Below are 20,637 nucleotides of genomic sequence, written 5' to 3' on the forward strand. Positions count from 1 at the left end.
GCCACTATAGACCCAGACCAGTCACAAGTCGTGTCGCTACGTGCGGCACGACCGCAGAGACGAAGGAGACAGTGACACATGACGATTACGCCAGCAGCCCACAAGAAGGCAATCGAGACCGCACGAAAGAATGCGGAAGCACTGGCGCAGAAGGCAATCGAAACACGAGTCGCACTTGTCGGAGCCATCGGTGAAGCAGTGGAAGAGCTCGCCGCGCTCGATTCCGCACGCGAGGCAGCTGTAGACGCAATCAGGATGGCCCACGAGAACGCGATCGAAGGCGGATGGACGGCCAAAGAGCTCGCAGCCATGGGATACACCGCCCCGAAGAAGCGGAAGAACGCCTCCAGTAAGGCCGCGCGCGGTGGCGCCAGCAAGGACGCGACTGAGACGACCGACGTCGCAGATACTGCTGCACCGCAGGAAGGAGATCAGCCGCCGAGCACCGACGGGCAGGTCTCCAGTGAGCGCGAACCTGAGCATTCCTACAGCTAGGAAGCAGTCCGGTGGCGTGGCCCCAGCCTCTCGGGCGCCGTCCTCCCGATCCTTGTCGGAAGACGGCGCCCGAGCGCTACCAGGAACTTCTCCGGGCCGGCATATGTGCCGAAGTCACAACCACACGTCAGAGGGTGCCGTCACGATGATCACGAGAAGGAGGTGGCATGACCAGTACACAGACGTCTCCGCAGCAGTGGGCACGGGGCATGCTCGTCCCCAGCCGGGCAGCAGTGCTGGACATTGAGTCGACCGACCTCGACGGGTCGATCATCGAGATCTGCGTTTTGGACGCCGCCACCGGCAATCCACTGCTCGAAACCCTGGTCGATCCCGGCGACGTTCCGATCCACCCGGACGCCTATGCCGTGCATGGAATTGCCCCGGCCGATCTGATCGGCGCACCCGGCTGGTCTACGGTCCACAAGCAGCTGCTTGCGGTCACCGCTGGCCGAGTGACCCTCTCCTACAACAGTCAGTTCGATCAGGGCCGCGTTCTCCATGACTGTGCTCGGCACAGTCTCGACCCCGCTCACCTCGCCGACCCAGAGATGTGGGGATGCATCATGCGGATGCGATCGCAGGCAGAGGGCACCGAGAAGAGCATTCGGCTCGATGGCGGACACCGCGCCCGCAGCGACGCCGCGGCCGCCCGCACCGTCCTGCTCAGCATCGCCGAGGGCCCGTCCGTGCCGACAACCCCCACATCCCACTCTCCGCGTTAGCCCACCAAGGGAGCCTCCATGCCATTCAGCCAGACGACCACCCGCCGGACGAAAGTGCTATTCGCCGCCGCCGCCGCGGCCGCAGTTCTCACCGGCTGCGGCACCGTCTCCGCTATCGAGGCGCAGACCCGCCCAAGCACCCCACCAGTAGTCCCGACCACCGACATGGTTGCCAGCCCAAACCCTGACGTCGCGCAGACCCTCGCCACCCTAGAAACACTGCCGGTCAAAGGCCGCGCACCCAAAACCGGCTACACGCGAGACGAATTCGGCCAGGCATGGTCCGACGACGTCACCGTCGCAGGCGGACACAACGGGTGCGACACCCGCAACGACATCCTTGGCCGCGACCTCATCGACCGAACCTACAAGGACGGCACCAAGAACTGCGTGATCCTCACCGGCACCCTCAACGTTATGTAGTCCGCAGAACTGTGTCAGGCTCGTTTGTGTCCTGAAGATGCACTGCGCGTGTCGCGCCGTTGTCTGTCGCGGTTATAGATACCGTCGAGGTTGTGTCATCTGATCGCGAGTATGTTGTTTCTCCCCTCGTGCGGAAGGTGAAGCGTGGGCGGGTCCGCAACCTGGAGATGATTCCTGAGCCGCTTCGGGACCGGGTAGAAGCGGCGCTCGCTTCGACTCCGGTTGATGAATTCACCGGCCGGGCCGTGGCCGCGAGGTTGGATCGAGTACTGCTCGGCGCGCGCGGAATGCCGTTCCATCCCGGCAACGTGTGGTTACGCAGATTGATGGACAAGGCGGACAGTACCCGGGACCAGTACCCTGGCATTCTCCGCATGTGGCTCGATTCCTGCGCGTCGCAAGGAGCGGACCCCCTCGCGATGAGTTACGACACTCTGCTGGAATACCGTGACGATGTCCGGTTCGATATCGACGGGGTATCGCACAGAACGTGGAACCGTGACCTGTCCGCGCTGAAGTGGTTTGCAGAAACTGCCGAGTCGATTGGAGCGATGCATTCGGTACCAGAACGGGATTGGCGCTCCTTACGACTGAGGGACACATCAGTTCGATGGCCCAGTGTCGTGGAATCGGACGACTACAGGCGATTCCGCTCGGTAGGGCTCCAGGCGATGACGCTACAGGGACGACCGGGCTCCGCAACAGGTAGCGTGCGGACGCCCCTTCGTGACGCCCTGTTCGCAGACTTCCTGCTGCTCCACGGCGCACGACGAGCAGAAGCCTGTCATCTGACTCTGCTCGACCTGCCCGAGCGACGGGCCGGCAAACCAGTCAACATCGGCTACCTCCCGCCGAATATCTGTAAATGGGGGTCGGGTCGCGAACTCGAAGAACGAGCGGTATGGACTCAGCGACTCACGATGTACCACGACACCGAGTGGTTCGCGCTCGTCGAACAGGCACAACCAAATCTGCATCGATTGCGCCATCGTGGCCAATTGCTCGTGGTCACAAAGCTTTCCAACAGGTTCGGTCTGAATACAATGCTGACGATCGATGGACGCAATGGTGCCCGCAACCTGCTGAATCTCAGCAAGAGCCAGCGGCGCCGATTGGTGTGTACAGCAGAGGTCGCGCGCACGATCGGTAGCGAACGTGGAATGGGCGGCTCGTTGGAATCGACACCGGACGATTGGCTGGTACCCCTTGCTGTATTCCCGGGTGTGAGGTCTCCCATGCTGGCGCCCGAGGCGTGGTCGATGACGTTTCGCGAGGCCAACGAGCGCGTAGCGATTGCGTCTTCTGTGGCAGGTCGTCCTGAGCCTCGGCGTATCACCCCGCACATGCTTCGGCATTCTTTCGCCACAGAGTGGCTCTCTACCGAGCTGAAGCGAATCGCGTGTGATGACGCCGATTTTGCGCGCGCGATGCAGAACAGTGACACCATGCGGCTGCGGCGCCGCCACATCAACCCCTTGCTGAGAATCAAGGAGATACTCGGTCACAGGAGCCTGGACACAACACTGCTCTATATCAACTACATCAGTCGTGAAGAGGAGGTCCAATACATGGCCGGCGATTCGTGGATCGAGTCGTTCATCGCGGACGCGTCGTGACGGCACGCCAGCCGGGCAAACTCCGCCGCCGCAGCCCGACCAGGGTTCGGGAGCCGGAACCATCCCGGCAGGAGATAGGGCCGGTGACCGCGATGGTGAGGCGAACGTCGCGACCGAATCTGATCGCGCTCACGATCGACCCCGCAACGTGGGGGCCAGCGGAACCGCTGGGACGAGAAGTGGCGAACGCATGGAAGGCGAAACACCATCAGGGAAGCTGGAGTTCGGCGTCGCTCGGGCTTACTGCTTTCAACAAGATGGCGGCGATCGTTCGCCACCGCAGTATCACTTGCTGGGATCACGTGACAATCGCCGCGCTGGAGGAGCTTGAAGGTCAGTGCACGAAGCGCGGCCAAGCTCGGTTCATCTGGGATGTCCTGCGGTCCCTTCCCGGCATGTCGACCAATGGGCGGTTGGCTGCGGAAGTCGCCATCTTTGTGCAGTCCAATCCGCGTGTCGCCGAGCGGCGCGTGGTACCCACGGAGGCGCTTCCGCAAGCCTTGCTGCGGGATGTTCTGCGTGCGGCGATGCACGATGTCGCCCAGTGCGAACGCCGGATTGAACAGGCAGCGTGGGACGGTGAGTCCCCGCCGCCCCTGGGTGCGTTCATCCGTCGACACGAGACTATTGCGTTCTACGTGCTTCTCTGCATGGAGTGGGGGCAGTCTCCTGATGTGATCCGGATGCTGTCCTTCGACAGCAGTCAGCCTGTCGCCGTTCTCGATTGGCACGACGGCCATCCACGAGTGGATGTCCGATGGTTCAAGAACAGAGGGGGCCGCCAAGGCGTCCAAACGTTCCTCGCTGACAAACAATGGCGCGCAGGTTCACTGCTGCGACGCCTGCGCGCTGCCACATCAGCTACACGATCGGTCGCGCCGACCGAGTGGCGTGCCCATCCCTGGATATGTACCGACGTGATCGACCCACGTGGCGTGGGAGCAGTGTCTGGGCTGGTCGTCGCGCGAACGGCGAGCAGGAGAGCAGTAAAGGTCAGCGCTGTATTCGATGAGGGCAAGAATAAGATGACGTTTCTGGCATGGTGCCAGCATCCGCGTAAACCGGGCCTGGACTTCTCGATTCCGACGAAGTTCACTCGTGGAGAATCGCCGGATCCGTTGCACTACCGGGCGATACGTCCGGCCGCCAAATGGGCGCGGTTCACTGCCACAGGCAAAGGTATGCTCCTGTCGGAGTTGGTGGACGACAACACGATCGAGACACTGTCTGCTCACTACCTCAACTCCGAAGTCGCCATGCGTGATATCGCGGAAGCCTGGCAAGACATCCCCGGGATGGCCGAGGAGGTTGCTCGTGGACTCCGGCCGACGGCAATCAACAATGACGGCGCTGTCGTCAGCGGTCTCGAGCTCGACGACGATGAAGTCGCGGCGGTAACACGTGGCGAACGGCGCGTAGGTATGAGCAGCTGTCGGGACCCTTACGACTCACCGTTGCCCGGAGAATCCAGCGGACGACTCTGCAAGTCCGCTAACCGAGGTTGCTATTTCTGCCCGGCCAGTGTTGTTTCGCCGGATGACATCCCATTCATGAAAGCATTCCTGCTGCTGGCAGAGAGCGCGGCTGCGGCGATGTCTCCACCCGAGTGGGCTCTGCATTGGGGGCGCACCGTTCGCTGGATCAACCACGTGATGCCGCAGATGGACTCGAACTGGGAGGCCACGGCGATCGCCCCGCCGGGAGTACTCGACCTGGGCCTTGAGGCGTCACCAGCATGACGACACCTATGCGTCAGGACGCCACCAGACCGCTCATCGCCGCACCTGGCGGATGGCTCAAGAGCGAATCCATCTCCGACTACGAACCCGTGTTCACCGGGCTGTGGTTCAGCCGAGACCCACAGCCGAGGTTCGGCGACGCCGTCTGGAACCTCACTGGGCGCGACCCCGTCCAGACTCGATCCACGTGGCGGATTGACTTCACAGATCTAACCCCGGAATGGGGTCTCATCGCCCGTGAAGTGATCTACTGGCGAGCCAACATCGACAAGGCGCGGCACCGCTTCACCATCCGGTCCCCGCGGTCACAGCAACGCATGTTCAAGGCTGTAACCATCTTCACCTGGCGCATGATGCTCGGTCGGGTAGCCGAGATGTCGGCGACACTCGGGATCGGGCTGCCGTCACGATGGGGCTCGAACGAGACTGAAATGTTGCGCGACTACATCCGCGGCAACGTCCCAAACGCCCACTACGGGAACATCGTCAGCGTGCTGCATCAGATGCGGGACGTCCTCACATTGGGTGGGCTCAGCCATGATCCGACACTGGAGATGGGAACAGCCCGATGGTCCGGGGATACCGCAATCAACCGGGACCGGACCTCCAAAGCGCTGGAGCCGCAGGTCTTTCAACAAGTCGTCGGCAATGCCCTCACCTATATCGACAAATGCTCAGATGACATCCTCAGAGCTGCCGGCTGGAAGGACGCCTACACGCCCACAACCATGGCTCTCGGCGCACTCGCGCTGGATCACCCCGTTCGGATGCAGCATCCCGAGGTCAACTCGCAACGAGCCCTCATTCTGCACGACACGCTCGAACGAATCGGCGGAATCCCAACGGCAACAGTCGCATCGAGCACAGGGCGCGGCGGGGGCATCGGGGGATACTGCCGACGCACCTTGCATGCTGCCGCCGGGCTCAATCCCAAGTCCCGTGGGGCCAGCCAGGACTTCACGCGACCGTTGATCGACGCCAGACTCCGCGCTGGCACGCCACTGGTTCCCGGCGGTCTACCACTGCCGGTGGCGGTCATCGACCGCCCGGACGGAACATCCGGGCCTTGGCGAGACCCGTTTTGCTGGGACTCAATCGACATCGAGGCGCAGACGCTGAGCTTCGCCTGCAAGATCGTGATCATGGCCTTCACGGCGATGCGTGTATCCGAGATGGAGCTGATTCCCCGTTCCGGCTGGCGAACAACATGGATGGGCGCCGACGCGATTACCGCGCCGCTTGTCAAAAACGCGTGGGGTGAGCCGATGAAATGGTGGGCCACACCGCCCGTCATTCGTGCCTGCGAGATCCTCGAGCAACTCGCCCGAGGTGACTACCTGTTCGACCACCGAGGGGTGAGGAAAGGCATCGAACCGGGCAAACGCAAGGAAATCGACGGCGCTGTCTGGGACGGTGTCCAACTATTCGTGCGCCGGTTGAACACCGATCCCTCGCTGCATGGCTTCAACCCCGTTCGCGCCGGGTGGGGCAAGACTGGGCACAAGGACCAGCAGAAGAACGACCAACTGCCCACAATCAGTCCCCACAGGTTCCGCTTCACGCTCGCATCCATCAGCAACTTCGTGGCACTCGGTGACGTAGCTTTCCAGCAGCAGGCAAAGCACGCGAAAGTCGCGATGAGCCACTCGTATCAGGCGAATTCGGGAACACGGAACTGGAACGACATACTCAACACGGTCCTCGACTCCGAGGCCGACAAGCGAAGCGCCAAAGCCTTCGACCTCCATCTGGGGGTCTGGACCGGTGAAGCTGAACTGGCTGGTCATGCCGGGCGAGAGTTGACCCGCACCGTGCGCGACCTCCTCGACGATCTTCCGCTCGACGAGTACGACCCCCACAGCGAAGAATCGCAGGTCGACCAGTTCACCACCCAGGTCGTCCAGATTCCCGAGCTTGCCGCAGCCATTCGATCCACAGCTGTGCTTCTGCATCCAGGCACGATCTGCCACTGCCTTCGCTATACCCAGCAGATGGAGTGCACCAACAACACCGAGCCCAATCTCGGGATGTGCCATCCGCAAACGTGCGCGAATGTGCTCCTCGAACCAGAACACTCAGCGGTCTATCGAGCACGCCGCGAACAGACGAGACAGTGGTTGGCTACTCCGGGCATCTCGTCCACCCAGTCAGCGATTCTCGAGCGCGCCATCGGGCAGATCGACGCCCAACTACGAACAGAGGACAACGCTGATGGCGCTTGAGGAGAACGTCGAGCGAGTTCTCAACGCGATCGAACTCGTCTACCGAGAGTGCGAGGGAACGAAGCCTCGGAAGGCCCGGATCATTGCTGCGGCCGGTGTCTCCGCCAAGACCTTCTACCGGATCGTCAACGACTACCCGGAGGTCACGCGCGCCCTGCGAATTGCGGAGGCAGCTGCGAAGCCTTCAAACCCCGAGCCGAACACCGACGACACGCCAGATGATCCAATCAAGATCGACCCCCTCGGCGCGGTCGAGGAACTACTCGACACGATCGCCGAATTGACGCTTGTCATCGAAGCGCAGAACAAGCACATAGGCGCACTCCGTGAAAGACTGGCCATGCAGCCAGCCCAGATTCGGACGGCTAGGTGAGGGCACGCTCGAACGACCCGGAATCCGTCAAGTAAGTTCCAGCCCCTGTGAGACCGCACGGCACGATCACAATCCTGACACATTCGCGGGTTCCGACCCCCATCGATCTGAGGTAGATCCGCCTCGGCGTAGTCGTGCCCGTCCTTCGTTAAAGTGACACTGAGGTGACATCGTGGACCCTGACACACGGGGATGCGGCTTCATAGTGCACGACCCATATACCGGCAAGACCATCGCGTTCACCCGCGGCAAGGACACCTCGAGCTCGGTGCAGATCGATCACGTCGTCGCGCTCTCCGACGCCTGGCAGAAAGGCGCCCAACAGCTCGACGACACCACCCGCCGCAACCTGGCCAACGATCCCCGGAATCTCCTCGCCGCGGACGGCCAGGCGAACCAGCAAAAAAGCGACGGCGACGCCGCGACCTGGCTGCCTGCCAACAAGAGCTTCCGGTGTGTTTACGTTGCAAAGCAGGTCGAGGTCAAGGCTGCATATCAACTCTGGGTCACCCAAGCCGAGAAGGAGGCGATTGCTCGTGTCCTTTCTGCATGCGGCTAGGGGTGATCTCGCTACAGGGGTGCGGCCGTCGACGGTCGAGAAGATCGTGCGCGCCCGCTCGGCGGGCTCCGCGGGGGCAGATAGCGTGGCGGGCCCGTCGCCGCGCCGAAGGGGTGCACGACGATCGTGACGGCGAATCCGGCTGCCGCGGGGAACCGCTCCTCGGCTGCGACCTCGAACGGTGCGATGGAGGTGTGGATCCGCCTTTCCTCTTGCGGTGCAGCGGGCACAGCACGCCTGCCGTCGATCCTGCGGCGATTCATCCGATCGCGCTGAAAGAGAAGCGACCAGCGGTCGCCGATCACCTCGACGGCCGCGTTATCGCGCACCCCGAGCGCGGCTGTCCAGCCTTCGGCCTCACCGTCCCGTGTATAGCACTTGCGACCCCCACCACTTGTTACGGTGACGCCTACCACCTGCAACCCGCAACTGCTTCCTGGGAGATGCTGATGCCCGACACCACCTGCCACATGTCGATCTCGCTCGACGGCTTCGTCGCCGGACCCGAGCAGAGCCGGGACAATCCGCTGGGCAAGCGCGGCGGCGAGCTGCACGGCTGGCATATCGGCGACCCGCGCGCGACCGAAGCCGACAAGACAGCCAACGGATGGCTCATGCGCCCTCGCGGCGCCTACGTCATGGGTCGCAACATGTTCGGGCCGATCCGCGGTGAGTGGAACGAGGCGTGGGACGGATGGTGGGGATCCGAGCCGCCCTACCACGCACCGGTCTTCGTGCTCACTCACCACGCACGCGAACCGATCGAGATGGAGGGCGGGACCACCTTCCACTTCGTCACCGCGGGGTTCGACGCCGCCTACGCGCAGGCGCTCGAAACGGCCGACGGCAACGGCGTGGACATCGCCGGCGGCGCTTCGACAGTCCGACAGGCACTCAACGCCGGCGTGATCGATGAACTCACCCTCGACATCGCACCCGTCCTACTCGGCAGCGGCGAGCGCATGTTCGATGGCGTCGAGACGTTCGGCTTGGAGCCCGTCGAGGTGCTCCACTCACCGCTAACCACCCATATCCGTTATCGCAGAGGCAGCGCCGGCTGAGCAGCAACTGCCCTTCCTGCGTCTCAATCGAGGATCCCCTTGCGGTGTCTCATGAGGCCAGCTCCCGCTAACGACCATTTCTGGGGCACCTCCGATCGAGCACCGGCTCTCCCTCTCGCTGCGACCGCGCGGAGTAGAACGGGAAGATGGGAAGGCAGGCAGCCGTCGTGCTCTACGTGCTCGCGCTGGTGGCCGTCGTGGTTGGCGTGGACATACTGTTCTTCAGGCACCACTTCTGGGAGCGGCTGCTGGTGAACGTCGGCATCGTCCTGGTGTTCGCGGCGTTCTATCTGAGGTTCCTGAAGGGTTCATGAGCGCAGCCGCCGCAATTACAACCCGAAGTCGCGCACACCTATCCAGGGGAGATAGACCGGTGCACCCAGGCCGAACGAGGCTATAGCCCCGGCTCCCTCATCGTCACGCTCGCCGTCGCGGCGATCTGGTCGGTCTTCCAATAATGCGTGACGTCCTCGACGAGGGATCGCGAACGCGAGCGGTTCGCCTGACTCCGCCCTACTAGGAGCTCTTGAAGAGGGAGTTCTTCGTCGAGGAAGCCGGCACGACCTCCAGCCGCTGTAGCTCAGCACCGGCACCGGTGACGTCACCGTCAGCTTGGTCGAGTATTTGCAGGCCTTTCTCAACTGCGCGCCAGTCCGCTGACAGATCGAAATATCCTAGGAGATCAACGACCTCGGCGACCCACCGTTTCGCGCCGCGTCTGTCACGTCGCAGCTGGGCGTAGTAGGTCACCATGGCGTCGCTCACCGACTTCTTGCGCTGCCCCCACTTCTCGCCCTTCCGGGCCGCCTCACTGGCCAGTTGCCACAGCTGTGCAACGTCGACGTGCCGATCCAGCACCGGTTCCCTCACACCTGGCACAGTAGCGATCCAACAGGAGAGGTGATAGCGACCCTGCATGTAGCCGATCGGCAAGCGCTTGGCGCGCCCGATGCGGCAGTCGGAGCAAGATCGAATCGAACTCGGCAAATATCGGCGGCTTGCACACCGAACCCGTACGGGTTAGTCATGTCTTATGACCGAGAATTCGGGAACCCGCGAGGGTTTGCGGGTGGGTGACCGTGTCAAGGTGCACGCCGAAGGCGCATCGGTGTTCGTCATTGTGAGCGTCGAGGGTGAGGACGCGCTGATCGAGTCCGTCGACGAGGGGGCGCCGGGCCGCTTCCCGTTCCACTGCAAACTGTCGCGGCCCGTGCCCGCTGAGTCGTAGCCGCGTTCTCTGCTCGCGGTCCTGGACGGCTCGGCGGCGGATCTGCACGGTGGGGTTGGGGCAGCGCTGCGGATTTCGGGGGTCGGCCAGGTCGGCAACCAGGGCGCGCCCGGGATCACTATCCCGGGCGCCCGCTCTGTCCTCGATTCCGCGGCAGGCAGAGGCTCTCTACCGCCCCTCGGCCGGCCCCCGGCACTGCGATCCGATGTCATCACCCGTGGTGAAAACCGCACTCCGTAGCGGTTGGAGAGGCGGCCAGGAACGGTCGCACCTCGAGCCACTCGTGGATCGGTTTCCCGTCCGCACCCGGGGCCGCGGACAGTTCGCCGGCCAGCTCGAGTGCCCGCTCGTAGGTCTCGACGTCGATCACCATCCAGCCGGCGATCAGGTCCTTGGTCTCCGCGAACGGGCCGTCGGTGACCGACGGTCGCCCCTCGCCGTCGTAGCGGACGAACGTGCCCTCCGGGGAGAGTGCCTGGCTGTCGACGAATTCGCCGGTGCCCTCGAGCCGGGCGGCGAAGTCGTTCATGTACTGCACGTGGGCCGAGATCTCCTCCGGCGTCCACTGGTCCATCGGTACGTCGTTGACCGATGCCGGCGCGCCGCGGTAGTGCTTGAGCAGCAGGTACTTGGCCATCATGTTCTCCTCTGGTGCGGTACGGCCCATTGTGGCTGTTTCACTCGGGGGACGAAGTCGCGCGTGGGTTCTCGACATCCCACAGCGACATTTTCCTGGCCATCTTCTCTGTCGGATCTTGTCTCGACGCTTCCCGTCCCGGTCGCCGCTGCAGCGATCGAAGTCTCACCGCATGTAAAGCGGAGGCGTCAGACGAACTCGCGGATTCGGGGGAGGACTTGGGCGAGTTCCTCGAAAAGGTTCGGCCATCCGCGGCGTAGCCGGGTGATGCGTCCGTGTTCGAGGAAGGCGCCGTCGAGCATGTGGGAGACCCGCAGGTGTTGTTCGGGGGTGCCGAGTTGGCGGAGTTTGTCGTAGACGGGGTTCACCGGTAGTTGGTGGTGGGCGATGTATGCCCAGATCTCATCGATGCTCCAGTCCCATATGGGCCCGAAGACATGTGTTCCGTCGGCTCGGTCGATGAGGCCGCCGTGGTGTCGGCGTTGCTCTGTGGTGTTGGTGCAGCAGCCGTCGCAGTCGCGTGTGACGTGGCTGCTGAGTGCGTTGTAGTACAGCGACCAGCGTCCGGTCCCTTTCGGGGATTCGTCGGCTCGTACGCCCCAGATTTCTCCTGGCCCGTGTGCTGCGTGTGCCGCGCGGGAGGGTGCACCGATGAGGATGTCGCGCAGTTTCTGGCTCGTGGCCCGGGTGGGCTGTTGGTGGTCCCATTCGCCGGATTGTGCGAGGACTGTCAGCAGTGGTGGGTCGGCTCGGTGGGGTTCGAGGTTGAGGTTCCAGGTGTCGGCGAGTGCGGTGATGTAGGTGTAGGTCTCGGGGTACTCGAGGCCGGAGTCGAAGAACACGACGGGGATGTTCGGTTCGATCTGCAGGGTGAGGTGGAGTGCGACGAGTGAGTCCTTGCCGCCGGAGAAGGCGAGGTATCCGTCGTGGTCTTCGAGGTGCCCGGCGATGCGGCCGGTGAGGGTTGCGAGGTCGCGGCGGGGACGGCGCAGTGCCCGGAGAGTGTTCAGGTCCAGGCCGTCGGGTTCGGGCTTGCCCGCCACACGTCCTCCTTCACGGTGTCCGGTCGGTATCGAGATCTCGCAGTTTCTGTCACACAGTGTCCGGTGTGCGGATCTTCCTCCAGTCGTAGGGGCGGTTTGAAGTCGCGCCTGGGCATGTGAGGAGTGTGGTGTGGGGAAACTGTGCGAGGTGGCCGGCCGGCAGGACGTGGTCGCCGCGGCATTCGCGTCGAGGAAGACGCGCGAGGTAGTCGAGGTGGCGAGGGTGGGCCGGTGTGCGAGATGCGCAGCGTCCCCGGTTCCGGTGGAGGCAGTGGCCAAGGTGGTCTCCCGAACGTTCACGGGTTTCGATTCGTGGAAAGCGCCCGCGGAGGGTGGGCTGTGCACGTCCTGCGCCTGGGCCTACCGGCACCCGGATCTGCGCAGAAGCATGCATGTGGTCACCACACGACCAGCAATGAGGGCAGTGACCGCGGCGGATCTCGAACGGATCTTGTCGCGGCCGCTCGAGCCGGATACCGCCGTGGTGGTGCCCTTGCGGCCCGGCCGAAAGCACATCCTGCCGCACGCACGGTGGGGCGGGATTGCGGTCGAGGACACGTGCCTGCCCTGGACTACGCGTGACGTCGCGGCGGTGACAGCGATGCGCCGACTGCGGGCGCGGGGGTTCGGTGCCCGGATGCTCGCCGAACCTGCGGCCCCGTATCCGGTGCTCGCCACGATCGTCTCCAGGCGGTGGCCGGCGGTTTTCGCGGACTGGGATCGACTCGCCCCGTACCGCCAGATCGGGCAGTGGTGGGAGCTCGCACTGCGAGCCACCGTGTCGGCGAGTGAGAAGGGAACGAAATGACCAGCCCGACCGATCGATGGCTCGCGGCCGCACCGGCGGGGCTGCCGCCGCTCGAGGGTCCGGCGTCGACGGCAGAACGCCTGCTGCTGTTGCTGCACTACGGGATCGACTGGGATTCGGGATGGGTCGGCCGGCGGCGGGAAACGTACTGGACCCAACACCTGCCGAACCGTGTTCGGGTCGCCACCTATATCGGTGGCGGCGATCTCGACCGGTGGTGGTCGGTGGTCTCACGGTCCCTCGAATCGGAACCGACGAACACCGACCAACGGCTGGAACTGGCGACGTTGCTGCGTGAGGAGTCCGAGCCGGTGCTGACGTTGCTGCGTGAGCGTCCCACGTCGTACGTGCTGCGCACGCGGATCGTCGCCGAAGCCGTGGCCGCCGCTCGCACTTCGGGAAGGAAGAAATGATGAGGTCGACGGTGCGCTGGGATGTCGAGCTGACCGCGCTGTCCTCGATCTCCCAGAAGGGGGAGGACTCCGGAACGACGACGACACTGTTCCGGCGCGAGCCGGTGATCCAGCCGGACGGAAAGCCGGTGCTGGTGCCCATCGTGTCCGGGAACTCTCTACGCGGCGGGTTGCGCAGGATCGCCGAGGAGCTGTTCCGCGATGTCATCGGCTACGAACAGCAGATCCCACTCTCGGCGGCGCACGCCCTGCGCAACGGTGGCTCTTTGACGAAGGTCACCGGCGACGGTCTGACCGGTCGCCGGCGGCAGCGACTGCGGGAGCTGGTTCCCCCGATCGGGGTGTTCGGCGGCAACGGCGGAGGTCAGCCACCGATCGATGGCTGCCTGAAGGTGGGCAAGGTCATCCCACGGGTGCGTGAGACCGAGACAATCATGACCCGGGCGTATGACGGCCGGTTGATGAGTCAGTTCGAGTTGGTCTCCCTGGAGAGCTACAGCCGATTCGACGACACCGACACCCGGACGTTCCCCGAATCCTCCGCGGGTGGCGCCGCCGGCAAAGATGCCGGCTCGTCGATGCTGATGCGATTCGAGGTCGAAACACTCCCTGCGGGAACCCGTTTCGAAACCTTCTTGCGGCTGGACCGGGCCACCCCGCTCGAAATCTCGTTCTTCACCGATGTGTGGGGCAGATTCGCGCGTGACGGATTCCTCGGAGGGCGCAGCGCGATAGGTCACGGGCGGGTCCGCGCCGAAACGGATCGGATGGTGTTGGCCGGCCCGGACCCGCAGTCAGTGGACTGGCGCGTCGAGCTCGCACCACTGCGCGATGAGGTCATTGAAGCATTGTGCTGGCTGACATGACGGGCACGGAGGAGATGGCACCGTTCCTGGTGCGGGCGCACCTGTCGTCGGGACTGGCGCACGCGACGCCGTGGGGAATCAGTCTCGACGGGATCCTCGCCGCCGAGCTGTGGGCCGATCACAAGGCCGCGGCACTCGACCGAGGCGAGTATGTGCCGGCGCTGACACCCGAGTGCGCCCCGCCCGACCTCGAGCTGCCACTGGCTCGGTGCGAGCTCGCAGGCGAGGACTGGCATTGGTGTGCGACGTGCTCGTTCCCCGAGGACCCGGCCGGTGATCCGGTGGTGCGGCACTGGGCGTCGCGGGCCGATCACCGCGGGCTCGAGCAACTCAGTCACACGCTGCCGGCGGTGATCTCGGATCGGCAGGGCCGCTACCGGGCCCGCTACATGCCCCTGATGATTACCAGCACTCGCACGGTCACCTGGCGCGGAGTCGGAGATGTCGACGCCGTCGCCACGATCCTGGGTGGCCTGGATGTCATCGGCAAGAAGCGGGCCCATGGTGAGGGCCGGGTCCTGCGGTGGGAGTTCGAACACTGCCCCGCCGCCGACCGGTGGGCGGCGGCGCACCTGCATAGCGACGGCACTCTCGGGCGCACCACACCACCGGCCTGCGTGGCCGATCGACTCGAACCGGAATCGGCCGGCTTCGGGTTGGCCGGCCTGCGGCCGCCGTACATACACCCGACCCGAATGAGGCAACTCCACCTACCTCGGTGAGCCGCCGCGTGGTGCGGCGGTTCGCCGCCTATTCGGAGCGCGCGAGGTCGGGCACAGCGACTGGTTCGGGCAGCATCCAGCGAGCGAGTGGGGTTTTCGACTCGTTCGGAGGATAGAGCGCGACCTCGGTGATCGACACGTCGTCGGTCAGCTTGTCTCCGATTCCGGGGAACAGGACGAGGCCTTCGGCGTGGCCGTCGAGGGCGTTGTTCCCGATCGCGGTGGGAATGTTGCCCCAGGAATCACTGCCGGTGATGGTCTGTCCGCTGAGTGTGCGGACCTTCCAGTTGGTCGATGTCGCGTTCAGGGTTCCGGAGTCGACGTCGAGCACAATCGGGAATAGCAGTATCCGCGGCTCCCCCATGGAGGTCTTTTCGATCAGCTGGGGTTCTTTCACCTCGATGCGGGCGGTGACGTCGGCGGCGGTAATGGTCTGGGCGGTTCCGCCGATGGTGTCCGAGCCATCCGACGAGATCGTAGTCTGGTTGGTTGCCGCGGTAGTGGTCGTAGATCCGGTGGTGGTCATTGCAGCGGAGGTAGCGGTCTGACTAGTGGGAGCGGCCTGTTCGTCGCCGCTGCCACATCCGGACAGGGTCAGTCCTAGTGCGGTGCAGGCAGTCACGGCCGCAATTGCGGTTCGGCGGATGACCATCGTTCATTTCCCCTTTTCTCCCCTGGCTGACCGGACGCCCTGCGAACAGGATGGTGGTCAGCCTCCATGTGCGCGTCCTGGTTGTGGCGCGGACGACGCCCCCTGAGCGTAGCGGTGTGGGACCGGTGTCCTGTCGTGGGCGTCGCGGAATGGGTTGACATGGACTGTGAACCGGCGGAGATCTAGGCCAGTCCAGGCGTCTCCACCCTGTTGATGAGTGTTGGGTTTGTCGAGCACGTTCAATTACGCGATGTCACACACCACGTATGCCGCGGATCTTCCTCCCAGTGACAACAACCCGCATTTCGTCGGAGAGGGCACCACGGATATGACAGATGACCCAATCGGACTGGTCTCGGATTCGTCGCTGGAACCTTGTGGGTCCCGGTGCGAGTTCGTGTGGAGCTGTCCAGGTCCGGCGCTACCGTTCGCTCCACCAGGCACCAGGCACCAGTTGCGAGAGAGCGAGGAGTGAGATGACAATCGAGACCGATACACGGCTGCTAACGGCAGCAACGGCCGCCGCGCCGGGGTGGCGCGACTTCGCGCTGTGCCGAGTCACCGATCCGGAAGCGTTCTTCCCCGAGACAGGCGAAAACGGGCGCCCCGCGAAACGGGTGTGCGCGGGCTGCGAAGTTCGCGAGGCCTGCCTAGCCGAGGCGCTCGCCCACGATGAGCGGTTCGGGATCTGGGGTGGACTGACCACGGCCGAGCGCCGCAAGTACCACCCGAAGCGCCGCCGATGACCGCCACGGCCGTGTACTTCGCACACAGAGCGCAATCCGTCCGGCTCCTCAGTCCCGACCGACACGACACGCCATGACACGCCCAATTCGGAATCAGTTCGCTATGATTCAGCGGAGCCAGAGGCGCCGCTGGCACTGAACAACCCAATTCATCGGTGACACGGCCTATTCCGTTTACGCTACGGTCATCCCATGCGTGATCTCCTCGAACAGACCGTCCGCTACCTCGAAGCCCTCTCCGACGCCGCCATGGACGCGTCGCCATCCACGGACGCCTCGTTCGTGGCTGAGTTCGTCGAAGCCCTCCGCGAGTGTGCGGAGGCCGTCAAGACTGCCCGTGAGGACCTGATCGACACCGGTCGCCCGATCAACCCTGTCTACTCGCACCCCGGCGACGAGGACACACGGGAAGAACTCGCCTCGCGACTGACCGCGCATCTCTTTGCCGAATAGTCCGCTCCGCTCGCCGTCGAGCCGCCAAATTGGCGTCTACTCCGCAGGGCCAATAACGCGGATGGGTGGAGTCAGGAGGACCTCCCATGTCACGGGTACTTCGTGGTCCGGGCTTTGCTGGGACCAATAGCAATGGGAGTGATACGACGTCATCAGAGCGGTGCCGGGGGCGCGGAGCAGCTCCATGTTGGCCCGGAATCCGTCGCTATCGGTCTCCACGAGCCAGATCTTGGCTGCTTCAGTCGGATCGAAGGCAGTTCGGAAGGCACGGGCTTCGTCGAGTGTGTCCACTGCGAATGCGGATTCGAAACGAGAGGGTGCGGTCGGAAAGTGTGCACGACGGACGTTTTCCCAGATCAGCTCGATCAGATGGTCCGTGACTTGAAACTGAGCGGCCGCGTTGACGAAGTTGATTTCACCGTGCGCAGCAACGCCATTGGGAAATAGGACGTCAAGGTGCTGTTGCAGCGCTGTCGGTATACGTCGTCGTACCGGGTGAGCTCGAGCGACAGTCCCTCGTGAAGGGTTCCTCTTCGATCGACGGTGTAGAAGCGCGGCATTCTGAAACCTTCTCTGGCTGTGCGTGATAGTCGGGCTCAGCATCCGGACTGCCCGTCGCCCATATTGGAAATATTGTGTCCACCCGGCGCCGCCTGTGTGGGCGGCGCTCAGCTGGTCAGGTGGTGGTATCGATATCGATGGTTCCCTCGGCTCTGCCGTCGAGGGCGGGGAGCGGGTAGTGCGGGCAGGTGACTATTTGAGGGGGCACGAGAATCGCCCGCCGGTTGCTGTCGAGGTAGAGGCGATAGGCGAGCTGACCGTCCCGGTGGACACCGGTGGCTGGGTCGACGGCGCCGAGAAAGTACCCTTGCGCGGCGTCGACGGTTGAGAAGATCGTCCGAGCCCATTCAGCGGGCTCGGTGGCCGGCAGATGCCGGGGCTCGCCCGTGTGCGCGTCGACGGTGTGCACGATGACGGTGACAGTGAACCCGGTAGCCGCGGGGAACCACGCCGCGGCCGGGGCTACGAACGATGCGATGGACGTGTGGATCTGCAGCCTGATGTCCGTTCCGGTGCGGGCCACCGCCGTGATGGTGTGCGAATCTGCCGGGAAGTCATCGGTGGCCAGGTGTGGCAGCGCGCGGTCGGAGTCGGCGTGGACGCTGCCGGGATCAGCGGGCATGGGCTTGTTTGTCCCGTTCTCGGATGATCTGGTCGGCCAGGCGGTACACCGCCAACTCGTCAGGGACACCGACCTTCGTGGCGCGCTCGCGGGCCGCGATGAACACCCGGACCTCCTCGTTCCCCTGCCTGCGATCCCGGTGCAGGAACCGGTGACGCGCCTCGGCGAGGTCCTCGAGGACCAACCACTGGAAGCGGTCGAGACTGGCGGCGATCTCGGCGACACGCGCCCGCTCCGACTGGACTGTGCGCCACCGATCAGCCAGGTCCGATCCCCCGAGCAGTGCACCGAGGACCATGGCGCAGACCGCTGTGATCATTCCGCACCCCTTCTCGACGTCATGGATTTCTTCGGTTCACCGGTGGCCACGGTCAGGGCGACAGTCGCCACGATCGCGACAACGACGGTCAGCAGCAGGGGCGGTGAGAACTCGGACGCGATCACCGCCCCGACGACAGCCACCGCGAAGGCGAACACAGCGAGCAGCCAGAGGGCCCGGGCAGCCGAGGCCCGATGTGTGATCTGGGCGACTGAGCCAGCGACGACCAGCACGGCGCCGAGCCAGAGAATCCAGATTGTCATGGTGTGGCGCGGATCCTTCCGACGTCGGCGGGCTGAAGTCTCGTGGAACAGGGTGTCATGCCGCCGAGTGGCCGAGCAGATCGGCGACGTCTGATCGAGTCATACCCTCGGTTGGGCGAACCGGCAAAGGTCGTCGAAGCGGCGGAAATGGGCGCACAACCGGGCCTCTGCGGCTGATCGCGCCGATGCTGTGTAAGGCCGTCAATGGGCGTCGTGGAAGGCCTGTGCGATCTCGGCGGGGATGCGGCCGCGGGAGGACAGTTCGTACCCCTGCTCGATCGCCCAGTCGCGGATCTTCTTCGTTTCTCCCCGCGGCCGCTTCGCGACAACGGGGTTGACCTGCCGGTCGGCGCGGTGTTTGCGGCCGCCGACTCGTGTGGAGTGGGCGATGTAGTACTCGAAGGTCTCGCGGAGTTCCTTCGCGTGCTCGTTCTTCAGGTCGATCACGTACTCGACGCCGTCGACTGCGTAGCTGATGCTTTCGCCGTTCTCACCGAAGACGGTGCCGTCAATGTCGTCGACCAGCTCTACTACGACCTTGCGTGCCACGGTTTCCACTCCTTGAGTTCTCCGGTACGGACCAGATGACAGTACTGGGAGTATCAGGAAACTCCCTGCGAGGTCCAGTGAGGACTATGGGTCGGAGAGGGTGACCGGTCTGACGCAGCGCCCTGACGGAACACGGTCACACTTCGACGAGTCCTCGGGGCAGGGTCCTTGCTGTTCGAGCATTCCAGACTTCAGACGCGTTGACCTGCGCAGATGGTCCATTTCTCGCGGAGGTCATGTAGACGGATTTCGTCGGTGATAGAATCGAACACATGTTCGACTACCCGGGTCGGGGTAGGTGCAACGCGGTAGGAGATCGGTTCTATGACGGCACACTCCTCCACCAGTACTGATTTCACATTGCGGACGTTGCCGAAGGCCGATCGTGTGGAGGAGCTGCGCCGTCAGATGGCGGCGATCCCGGGTCGGTCTGTTGAGCCGGCCACCCCGATGTCTTTGGCGGTTCCCGCGTCGAAACCGGCGGCGGCGAGCGCGGAATCGATCCTCCGTCTGCTTCCTGTGGCTCCGGCCTTCGCGAAGCTGTTGCCCAGAGGTGGCCTTCCGCGCGGCTCGGTTGTCTCGGTGACTGGTGCCCGCTCGGTTTTGGTGAGCTTGGTCGCGGAAGTAACCGGGTCCGGCGGTCACGCCGCGGTTATCGGGCTACCGCAATTTGGTCTGCTTTCCGCTGTGGAAATGGGTGCTGACCTGACGAAGTGTGCGTTGATTCCGGAGTCCGGTGCCGATTCGGTCGACGTCGCGGCGGTCCTGCTCGACGGGATGGACCTGGTGGTCCTTGGGCTCGGTGGGATGGCAGTGTCCCCCAGTCGCGCCCGGGCTGTAGTCGCGCGTGCACGCAGTAAGGGGTCGGTGCTGGTGGTGACCGAAGGACGGTGGGACGGTGCCGACGTCCGGATCGACTCGCGGGTGTGTGGCTATGACGGCCTGGGCGAGGGGCATGGCCGCGTGAAGGGTGTTCGCCTCGATGTGGAGGTAAGTGGCCGGGGATTCCGCCCTAGGAGCTCCCGATTGGACCTGGGGATCAGCAAGGGGGTGGTGGGGTGGAGTGAGTACACCGAGGAGCTGGCCGCCTCTCTGCAGCCGTTGCGGGAAGCGCTGTGAGCGGGCTCCCTGATTTCGAAGCTTGGTGCGAGCAGTGGCCGGCCACCCCGACATTGCGCCGCTGCGTCCCGCCTCGTCCGGTGATTGTCGAGATGAATCGTGCTCTCCCGCTTGCCAAACATGCCCAACGCCCCGATCGACTGCCACTGCGAGTGCTTGCCGGTGGTCTGCGGGTCGAGGGAACCATGCACGCGGAATTGTTCGCCTGGGTGAAATTGACCGATGGCCAGTGGCTGGCTTGTGTTTGTGTTCCGGCTCGATCGGGGGATGGACGAACCGGGCTGGATCTGTGGTTATGGGTGACCGCCGACGCGGTGAGTGATTGCGAGCCGCGCGCCGGCGACCGCTGATTCCCCTGGGATATCCGCCGGCCCGCAGACGATCTTTCGGCGGCGCCGGGTGGGTGTCGTCCCGCGTCCCCGG

Annotated in this window: 25 protein-coding genes and 2 pseudogenes; 18 read left to right on the plus strand and 9 right to left on the minus strand. The window is 64.2% G+C overall.

Annotated elements, in window-relative coordinates:
* Nucleotides 1–78: 78 nt before the first annotated feature.
* The 8 genes and pseudogenes from JWS13_RS02625 to JWS13_RS02660 all read left to right on the plus strand — a co-directional run.
* Nucleotides 79–495 (plus strand): hypothetical protein, encoded by a 417-nt coding sequence (locus tag JWS13_RS02625; protein WP_206004375.1) that lies wholly within the window; start codon nucleotides 79–81, stop codon nucleotides 493–495.
* A gap of 167 nt (nucleotides 496–662) precedes the next feature.
* Nucleotides 663–1,220, plus strand: coding sequence for a 3'-5' exonuclease (locus JWS13_RS02630; protein WP_206004376.1), 558 nt, complete (start codon nucleotides 663–665; stop codon nucleotides 1,218–1,220).
* A gap of 18 nt (nucleotides 1,221–1,238) precedes the next feature.
* The gene (locus JWS13_RS02635; protein WP_420854984.1) at nucleotides 1,239–1,643 is read left to right on the plus strand and encodes a hypothetical protein; all 405 of its coding nucleotides are present in this window, start codon (nucleotides 1,239–1,241) and stop codon (nucleotides 1,641–1,643) included.
* A 92-nt stretch (nucleotides 1,644–1,735) separates the two neighbouring features.
* The gene (locus JWS13_RS02640; RefSeq protein WP_206004377.1) at nucleotides 1,736–3,259 is read left to right on the plus strand and encodes a site-specific integrase; all 1,524 of its coding nucleotides are present in this window, start codon (nucleotides 1,736–1,738) and stop codon (nucleotides 3,257–3,259) included.
* An 83-nt stretch (nucleotides 3,260–3,342) separates the two neighbouring features.
* Complete coding sequence (locus JWS13_RS02645; protein WP_206004378.1) at nucleotides 3,343–4,998, plus strand: hypothetical protein; 1,656 nt, start codon at nucleotides 3,343–3,345, stop codon at nucleotides 4,996–4,998.
* Nucleotides 4,995–7,220, plus strand: a complete 2,226-nt coding sequence (locus JWS13_RS02650; protein WP_206004379.1) for a hypothetical protein — start codon at nucleotides 4,995–4,997, stop codon at nucleotides 7,218–7,220. Before JWS13_RS02645 ends, JWS13_RS02650 begins: the two co-directional genes overlap by 4 nt.
* On the plus strand, nucleotides 7,210–7,593 hold the full coding sequence (locus tag JWS13_RS02655) for a hypothetical protein (protein ID WP_206004380.1): 384 nt from the start codon (nucleotides 7,210–7,212) through the stop codon (nucleotides 7,591–7,593). The genes JWS13_RS02650 and JWS13_RS02655 overlap by 11 nt, the downstream gene beginning before the upstream one ends.
* A 178-nt stretch (nucleotides 7,594–7,771) precedes the next feature.
* Nucleotides 7,772–8,149 (plus strand): annotated as a pseudogene (locus tag JWS13_RS02660) (HNH endonuclease family protein); the annotation flags it as partial.
* Nucleotides 8,150–8,179: 30 nt separating this feature from the next.
* Here JWS13_RS02660 and JWS13_RS45335 read toward each other — a convergent pair.
* Nucleotides 8,180–8,415, minus strand: a pseudogene (locus tag JWS13_RS45335) (hypothetical protein); the annotation flags it as partial.
* Between the two features lie 186 nt (nucleotides 8,416–8,601).
* Here JWS13_RS45335 and JWS13_RS02665 point away from each other — a divergent pair.
* On the plus strand, nucleotides 8,602–9,213 hold the full coding sequence (locus tag JWS13_RS02665; protein ID WP_206004532.1) for a dihydrofolate reductase family protein: 612 nt from the start codon (nucleotides 8,602–8,604) through the stop codon (nucleotides 9,211–9,213).
* A 146-nt stretch (nucleotides 9,214–9,359) separates the two neighbouring features.
* Nucleotides 9,360–9,527 carry a hypothetical protein gene (locus JWS13_RS02670; RefSeq protein ID WP_206004381.1) on the plus strand — a complete coding sequence of 56 codons (168 nt, stop codon included), beginning with the start codon at nucleotides 9,360–9,362 and terminating at the stop codon, nucleotides 9,525–9,527.
* A 202-nt stretch (nucleotides 9,528–9,729) separates the two neighbouring features.
* Here the strand turns inward: JWS13_RS02670 and JWS13_RS02675 are convergent, their stop codons facing one another.
* Nucleotides 9,730–10,083 carry a hypothetical protein gene (locus JWS13_RS02675; protein ID WP_005562459.1) on the minus strand — a complete coding sequence of 118 codons (354 nt, stop codon included), beginning with the start codon at nucleotides 10,081–10,083 and terminating at the stop codon, nucleotides 9,730–9,732.
* A 163-nt stretch (nucleotides 10,084–10,246) separates the two neighbouring features.
* Here JWS13_RS02675 and JWS13_RS02680 point away from each other — a divergent pair, with 163 nt between their 5' ends.
* Nucleotides 10,247–10,441, plus strand: a complete 195-nt coding sequence (locus JWS13_RS02680) for a hypothetical protein (protein WP_206004382.1) — start codon at nucleotides 10,247–10,249, stop codon at nucleotides 10,439–10,441.
* A gap of 211 nt (nucleotides 10,442–10,652) precedes the next feature.
* On the opposite strand, the gene JWS13_RS02685 is transcribed toward JWS13_RS02680, so the two are convergent.
* Together JWS13_RS02685 and JWS13_RS02690 are read right to left on the minus strand one after the other, a co-directional pair.
* On the minus strand, nucleotides 10,653–11,108 hold the full coding sequence (locus JWS13_RS02685) for a YciI family protein (RefSeq protein WP_241032033.1): 456 nt from the start codon (nucleotides 11,106–11,108) through the stop codon (nucleotides 10,653–10,655).
* 158 nt (nucleotides 11,109–11,266) lie between these two features.
* On the minus strand, nucleotides 11,267–12,121 hold the full coding sequence (locus JWS13_RS02690) for a phosphoadenosine phosphosulfate reductase domain-containing protein (protein ID WP_206004383.1): 855 nt from the start codon (nucleotides 12,119–12,121) through the stop codon (nucleotides 11,267–11,269).
* A 130-nt stretch (nucleotides 12,122–12,251) separates the two neighbouring features.
* Here JWS13_RS02690 and JWS13_RS02695 point away from each other — a divergent pair, with 130 nt between their 5' ends.
* From JWS13_RS02695 to JWS13_RS02710, 4 genes are read left to right on the plus strand one after another with little or no spacing between them, the layout of a single operon-like run.
* Nucleotides 12,252–12,929, plus strand: coding sequence for a hypothetical protein (locus tag JWS13_RS02695; protein WP_206004384.1), 678 nt, complete (start codon nucleotides 12,252–12,254; stop codon nucleotides 12,927–12,929).
* Nucleotides 12,926–13,342 (plus strand): hypothetical protein, encoded by a 417-nt coding sequence (locus JWS13_RS02700; RefSeq protein ID WP_054248682.1) that lies wholly within the window; start codon nucleotides 12,926–12,928, stop codon nucleotides 13,340–13,342. Before JWS13_RS02695 ends, JWS13_RS02700 begins: the two co-directional genes overlap by 4 nt.
* Nucleotides 13,339–14,208 (plus strand): RAMP superfamily CRISPR-associated protein, encoded by an 870-nt coding sequence (locus JWS13_RS02705; protein ID WP_206004385.1) that lies wholly within the window; start codon nucleotides 13,339–13,341, stop codon nucleotides 14,206–14,208. The genes JWS13_RS02700 and JWS13_RS02705 overlap by 4 nt, the downstream gene beginning before the upstream one ends.
* Nucleotides 14,205–14,930, plus strand: coding sequence for a hypothetical protein (locus JWS13_RS02710; RefSeq protein WP_206004386.1), 726 nt, complete (start codon nucleotides 14,205–14,207; stop codon nucleotides 14,928–14,930). Before JWS13_RS02705 ends, JWS13_RS02710 begins: the two co-directional genes overlap by 4 nt.
* Nucleotides 14,931–14,958: 28 nt before the next feature.
* On the opposite strand, the gene JWS13_RS02715 is transcribed toward JWS13_RS02710, so the two are convergent.
* A complete protein-coding gene (locus tag JWS13_RS02715) occupies nucleotides 14,959–15,456 on the minus strand; it encodes a hypothetical protein (protein WP_241032034.1) in 498 nt (165 codons plus the stop codon).
* Between the two features lie 602 nt (nucleotides 15,457–16,058).
* On the opposite strand from JWS13_RS02715, the gene JWS13_RS02720 reads away from it, so the two are divergent.
* Nucleotides 16,059–16,328, plus strand: a complete 270-nt coding sequence (locus JWS13_RS02720; RefSeq protein WP_206004388.1) for a WhiB family transcriptional regulator — start codon at nucleotides 16,059–16,061, stop codon at nucleotides 16,326–16,328.
* A gap of 192 nt (nucleotides 16,329–16,520) precedes the next feature.
* Nucleotides 16,521–16,781 carry a hypothetical protein gene (locus tag JWS13_RS02725; RefSeq protein ID WP_054248686.1) on the plus strand — a complete coding sequence of 87 codons (261 nt, stop codon included), beginning with the start codon at nucleotides 16,521–16,523 and terminating at the stop codon, nucleotides 16,779–16,781.
* Nucleotides 16,782–17,457: 676 nt separating this feature from the next.
* Here the strand turns inward: JWS13_RS02725 and JWS13_RS02735 are convergent.
* The 4 genes from JWS13_RS02735 to JWS13_RS02750 all read right to left on the minus strand — a co-directional run bounded on the left by JWS13_RS02735 (nucleotide 17,458) and on the right by JWS13_RS02750 (nucleotide 19,095).
* On the minus strand, nucleotides 17,458–17,964 hold the full coding sequence (locus JWS13_RS02735) for an N-formylglutamate amidohydrolase (protein ID WP_206004389.1): 507 nt from the start codon (nucleotides 17,962–17,964) through the stop codon (nucleotides 17,458–17,460).
* Nucleotides 17,954–18,283, minus strand: a complete 330-nt coding sequence (locus JWS13_RS02740; protein ID WP_043791389.1) for a hypothetical protein — start codon at nucleotides 18,281–18,283, stop codon at nucleotides 17,954–17,956. Before JWS13_RS02740 ends, JWS13_RS02735 begins: the two co-directional genes overlap by 11 nt.
* Complete coding sequence (locus JWS13_RS02745; RefSeq protein WP_206004390.1) at nucleotides 18,280–18,546, minus strand: hypothetical protein; 267 nt, start codon at nucleotides 18,544–18,546, stop codon at nucleotides 18,280–18,282. The genes JWS13_RS02740 and JWS13_RS02745 overlap by 4 nt, the downstream gene beginning before the upstream one ends.
* Nucleotides 18,547–18,747: 201 nt before the next feature.
* Nucleotides 18,748–19,095 carry a histone-like nucleoid-structuring protein Lsr2 gene (locus tag JWS13_RS02750; protein WP_043791394.1) on the minus strand — a complete coding sequence of 116 codons (348 nt, stop codon included), beginning with the start codon at nucleotides 19,093–19,095 and terminating at the stop codon, nucleotides 18,748–18,750.
* Between the two features lie 324 nt (nucleotides 19,096–19,419).
* Here JWS13_RS02750 and JWS13_RS02755 point away from each other — a divergent pair, with 324 nt between their 5' ends.
* Nucleotides 19,420–20,214: a hypothetical protein gene (locus JWS13_RS02755; protein WP_241032036.1), complete on the plus strand. Its 795-nt coding sequence runs from the start codon at nucleotides 19,420–19,422 to the stop codon at nucleotides 20,212–20,214.
* The last annotated feature ends 423 nt before the right edge of the window (nucleotides 20,215–20,637 follow it).

It is taken from the genome of Rhodococcus pseudokoreensis, from assembly GCF_017068395.1.
GTDB lineage: Bacteria > Actinomycetota > Actinomycetes > Mycobacteriales > Mycobacteriaceae > Rhodococcus_F > Rhodococcus_F pseudokoreensis.

Coding starts and splice junctions, on each gene's coding strand:
- JWS13_RS02685 (WP_241032033.1), bottom strand. CDS start 11,108: ATGGGCCGTACCGCACCAGAGGAGAACATGATGGCCAAGTACCTGCTG.
- JWS13_RS02630 (WP_206004376.1), top strand. CDS start 663: ATGACCAGTACACAGACGTCTCCGCAGCAGTGGGCACGGGGCATGCTC.
- JWS13_RS02715 (WP_241032034.1), bottom strand. CDS start 15,456: ATGACCACCACCGGATCTACGACCACTACCGCGGCAACCAACCAGACT.
- JWS13_RS02670 (WP_206004381.1), top strand. CDS start 9,360: ATGGGAAGGCAGGCAGCCGTCGTGCTCTACGTGCTCGCGCTGGTGGCC.
- JWS13_RS02635 (WP_420854984.1), top strand. CDS start 1,239: ATGCCATTCAGCCAGACGACCACCCGCCGGACGAAAGTGCTATTCGCC.
- JWS13_RS02755 (WP_241032036.1), top strand. CDS start 19,420: ATGACGGCACACTCCTCCACCAGTACTGATTTCACATTGCGGACGTTG.
- JWS13_RS02735 (WP_206004389.1), bottom strand. CDS start 17,964: ATGCCCGCTGATCCCGGCAGCGTCCACGCCGACTCCGACCGCGCGCTG.
- JWS13_RS02665 (WP_206004532.1), top strand. CDS start 8,602: ATGCCCGACACCACCTGCCACATGTCGATCTCGCTCGACGGCTTCGTC.
- JWS13_RS02680 (WP_206004382.1), top strand. CDS start 10,247: ATGACCGAGAATTCGGGAACCCGCGAGGGTTTGCGGGTGGGTGACCGT.
- JWS13_RS02650 (WP_206004379.1), top strand. CDS start 4,995: ATGACGACACCTATGCGTCAGGACGCCACCAGACCGCTCATCGCCGCA.
- JWS13_RS02725 (WP_054248686.1), top strand. CDS start 16,521: ATGCGTGATCTCCTCGAACAGACCGTCCGCTACCTCGAAGCCCTCTCC.
- JWS13_RS02720 (WP_206004388.1), top strand. CDS start 16,059: ATGACAATCGAGACCGATACACGGCTGCTAACGGCAGCAACGGCCGCC.
- JWS13_RS02700 (WP_054248682.1), top strand. CDS start 12,926: ATGACCAGCCCGACCGATCGATGGCTCGCGGCCGCACCGGCGGGGCTG.
- JWS13_RS02655 (WP_206004380.1), top strand. CDS start 7,210: ATGGCGCTTGAGGAGAACGTCGAGCGAGTTCTCAACGCGATCGAACTC.
- JWS13_RS02625 (WP_206004375.1), top strand. CDS start 79: ATGACGATTACGCCAGCAGCCCACAAGAAGGCAATCGAGACCGCACGA.
- JWS13_RS02745 (WP_206004390.1), bottom strand. CDS start 18,546: ATGACAATCTGGATTCTCTGGCTCGGCGCCGTGCTGGTCGTCGCTGGC.
- JWS13_RS02710 (WP_206004386.1), top strand. CDS start 14,205: ATGACGGGCACGGAGGAGATGGCACCGTTCCTGGTGCGGGCGCACCTG.
- JWS13_RS02740 (WP_043791389.1), bottom strand. CDS start 18,283: ATGATCACAGCGGTCTGCGCCATGGTCCTCGGTGCACTGCTCGGGGGA.
- JWS13_RS02705 (WP_206004385.1), top strand. CDS start 13,339: ATGATGAGGTCGACGGTGCGCTGGGATGTCGAGCTGACCGCGCTGTCC.